The following is a 3,167-nucleotide window of genomic DNA, read 5'->3' on the forward strand; positions in this document are numbered from 1 at the left end:
CTCGATACTCGGTGCCGCGCGACACGGTGTCAACGCATCCGGCGGCCTGTTTCCGCCATGGCGGAAATCAGCCACGGCTTCGGTTTCTCCGCTGTCCGGCAGCGTGACCATCGTCTGATGACTGCTCAATCCATGATCGCCGTGCGTCGATGACAGGGATCTCGCGAAGCAATGCGATGGGCTCAGCGCTTCCGGCGTGCATCGCCCGATGACTGCGTGCGCAATGCCGCCAGCCAACCGGCCTGGAATCGCGTGCGTGCTTCCAGAAGAGTGACCACTTCGGTGATTCGGCGCTCGAGAGTGCGCGCAGAGATCCCCAATTCCTGGGCGATCGACTTGTCGTTCATGCCGGCCGCAAGGAGCGTCACCAATCGATCCGCGTCCACCGAGTGCCGCACTTTTCCGGACAGGTGCACCGAAACCGCTGCCGTACCGAACGGCGTCGCGCGATCCCACAGGATTTCGAACAACTCATACAACGCGTCGAGCAACAGCGAAGGCCGCAGAACCAACGCGATGTCACGCGCCTGCTCAAGCGTCAGTGGCACCAGTGCCGTGCGCCGATCGGCAATCACCAGCTTCATCGGCATTCGCGCAAGCACGCGAATGTGCTCGCCCTCTTCCACATCCTTGCGCAATGCCTCGGGCTTTCCGGGCATGTCGAGCACCGAGGCATCAACGATGTTCCGCAACAGCACCCCGCGCTCCATCGCCTGTTTCTGCACGTTTTCATAGGTGTGCATCGGACTGACGACGTAGGGCGGACGTTCCATGCAGACGATTTCCTCGCGCGCACTCTGATGCAGATGTTCGAACCTGCGCGCGATCGCCTCGCGTCCGTTGATGATCTCGATTGGCTGCTCGTCAGTCGACGCCGGCCGCACCTTCGCTTGCCAGCGCTGCGCCGTGACCCGCGCCCGCTGGATCTCGTCGTGCCGCTTGGTCGTGAGGAGATCCACAACGATCTCCGGCGGCGTCGGAAAATACCGCGGTGTCTTCTCGGGCAACCGATTGGCCATGCCCTTCGCTTCGAGAGCCTTCAACACCCGCCCGGCCTTCTGCGCCGTCCACCGTGCACGTCGGGCGAAGTCGCACGCAACAGTGCCGGGATTGGCGAGCAGGAACTCGTAGGCCTTTTCTTCCTCGCGCGAAATGCCGAGGGCCTGGAGAGGGGATTCAGTGGTCATGAGTGAGGACCGCACTCGCCAAGCGATTCGACGCTGGTTTCCCACCAGGCAAGAAGCGAGCGCCGGGTACGAGCGACTGTTCCGATACCCGTGGCAAAGACGGATCCTGACACAGCGACGTGATGCGCAACTGCGCACCTTGGCCTTCCCGGTTGAGCCATAACGAGTGTCATTGGCTACAGATGAAACCGCCCACTTTCACACCAATACTTCACCTGCACGCCGCTTTCCAGCCACAGCCGCGAGACGATCTCGCAGTTCTGCTTGTTGTAAGGCGGCGCTTCGGAGGAATCGAACGTCGCCACGTGGTAGCGCGAGACCGGATCGCCGGGGACGGCACTGCTTCGATACAGGGTGTAGGTATTGGCGTCGTCGCGTGACGCGCCGCAACCGGCAATGGCCAGCGACAACGTCAGCGACGCGGCCGGAAAAATTCGACGTTTCATCGCGGGTTTCTCCTGCGGGAATGCTCCCAGCATATACGGCGACGGCGCAAGCGTCGCGCTGATGGCCACGCGTCAGCGCTCTCGCGCAGACGCATCCGCGTCGACGACGCTTCTGATCCGTCTGAACGTCATCTGCGCACGACTGAGCGCCTGCAACACGATCCCTTCCAGTTGCTCCGGCGTGATGCCAACCAGCCATTCGTGCATCCGACCGTTGCTGTGGCGTACTCGAAATGCACGCAGATCCACCAACACCGTGCGCTCACCTTGCGCGGCGTCGTCCATCGCGACGATCGGATGGAACCGCACGTTGTGCGCCCCGAACACCGCGTCATAATTTTTTCTGCGCGTCGCAAGATTCTTCGCCTTGCCGAATTTGCAGTTCAGCCGATTGACGCGCAGACAGGTTGCCGCACGACGCGGGTCGTTGGCGTTGACGCCGATCGGCTGCTCGTTGACGAGAGAGACGATGTAGAGGCCGGAGAGCCCATTGGAAGGCGGGACATGCTCTTCGCTCATTTTTCCGACTGCTGACATTGAGGAGAAATCGGCCGGCGGTCAGGGAGCAGTCTGGCAACGAGCGCGCGCGCGTTCACGAGCGTGAGACAGCTGATCGCTTGGCTGCTGCACTCTTGCGAAAAGCGCGCCCTTCCGCCTTCGGCACCTTCCCCCGCTGCGCAGGAGAAGGAAAGGCAGTGTGGTTGCTGCGACGCTTGAGCAACACGTTCGGTGAGGCTGAGCGCTGCAGTCTGCCGAAAAACGGACATGCTGACTCATCGACGCACGCAGTCCCGCATGTTCGCACTTCAGTACTCACGCACTCGCGCGGCCGCAGCCATGTCCGATTTTGATGTCCTTCCCCACTCACGCACTCGCGCTGCCGCAGCCATGTCCGAATATGATGTCCTTCCCCTGCGAAGCGGGGGAAGGTGCCGAAGGCGGAAGGGGGCGCTTTTGATCGTGCTCTGCGAGCGTCCGGAGGAAAAAGCATTCAATGTTTGAGGCAACACTGCGCGTAAATGCGACGTCCGGCCGCCTCGGCTTCGCCGAGCTGATGCGCATCCAGAAGCTCAGCATTGTCCGACAGCGTCCACGATGGAAGCGTCGACGTCCCGAGACCTGCAAGCGTGCCCGCATACGCATAAGCGTAGGCCTTTGCCGGATCGACAGGATACAAACTCGCAGCGTCGCTACCTGCTGAATAAGCGCGCGCCAACACCGCCAGAGCATTCGCATCGCCGAGTCGGAGCGACTCCTTCACAAACACCCTCGCCTTGTCGCGCCGCTCGATCGCGGTATCGACGTCGGAGACGATCGCGTCGACCGAGTCGTACTCTGCAAGCACGTACCTGGCGTACCCTTCCATCGCAGGGATGCTACCGGCGTTCGCCGCCAGCTCGATAGGATCAAGCCAATGATCGATCGTGCCCTGCTGCAGCATTGCGCAGCCAGCCTGGTTCTTCGCATTCATATCCAATCGCCGCTGCATGTTGGCTTCTCGCACCGCTCGCAGCGCATCATCGAGGTGGGCGTC

At 61.9% G+C, this 3,167-nt stretch carries 4 protein-coding genes; all 4 read right to left on the bottom strand.

Going from position 1 to position 3,167, the window contains the following annotated elements:
• Positions 1 to 182: 182 nt before the first annotated feature.
• Positions 183 to 1,187, bottom strand: coding sequence for a helix-turn-helix domain-containing protein (locus tag ABIV12_RS05295; protein WP_348056983.1), 1,005 nt, complete (start codon positions 1,185 to 1,187; stop codon positions 183 to 185).
• A gap of 176 nt (positions 1,188 to 1,363) precedes the next feature.
• Positions 1,364 to 1,633 (bottom strand): hypothetical protein, encoded by a 270-nt coding sequence (locus ABIV12_RS05300; RefSeq protein WP_348056985.1) that lies wholly within the window; start codon positions 1,631 to 1,633, stop codon positions 1,364 to 1,366.
• A gap of 72 nt (positions 1,634 to 1,705) precedes the next feature.
• Positions 1,706 to 2,152, bottom strand: a complete 447-nt coding sequence (locus tag ABIV12_RS05305) for a hypothetical protein (protein WP_348056987.1) — start codon at positions 2,150 to 2,152, stop codon at positions 1,706 to 1,708.
• 472 nt (positions 2,153 to 2,624) lie between these two features.
• Positions 2,625 to 3,167 (bottom strand): hypothetical protein (locus tag ABIV12_RS05310; RefSeq protein ID WP_348056989.1); only part of this gene is annotated, 543 nt, incomplete at its 5' end.

The sequence above is a fragment of the Dokdonella sp. genome, assembly GCF_039926425.1.
GTDB lineage: Bacteria > Pseudomonadota > Gammaproteobacteria > Xanthomonadales > Rhodanobacteraceae > Dokdonella_A.